The sequence below is a fragment of the Streptococcus suis genome, from assembly GCF_002964575.1.
Taxonomy (GTDB): domain Bacteria; phylum Bacillota; class Bacilli; order Lactobacillales; family Streptococcaceae; genus Streptococcus; species Streptococcus suis_R.
The window spans coordinates 1-271 of sequence record NZ_POQQ01000102.1 but is presented as its reverse complement, the minus strand read 5'-3'; the positions used below and the strand labels follow the sequence as shown (position 1 = coordinate 271).

The window sequence follows — 271 nt, the reverse complement described above, 5'->3', positions numbered from 1 at the left end:
AACAAGAATCCATTCTTTTTCATATAATTTATCAGCTACCCATTTATCATATCCTACTTTAGAAAGCGCTTGACTTCCACCTCCTGTTGCATAGATATCAATGTCGCCATTCCCTTGATTTGAGAAACTAGATACAAGATCATTATCATCTACTGAACCAACTGTAACAACATTGTCTAATTCAGCCGGAATATCTTGTACAGTTCCATCAACTTGACTATAATCTTTTCCTCTTAAACTACCAAGATAGTTTTTTAATTCATCTTGATTC

General features: G+C 33.6%; 1 protein-coding gene. It reads right to left on the bottom strand.

Annotated features, from left to right (window positions below; genetic code table 11):
- Positions 1 to 271, bottom strand: a 271-nt coding sequence (locus tag C1E58_RS11930) for a S8 family serine peptidase (protein ID WP_238142281.1), incomplete at both ends; no start/stop codon positions are given.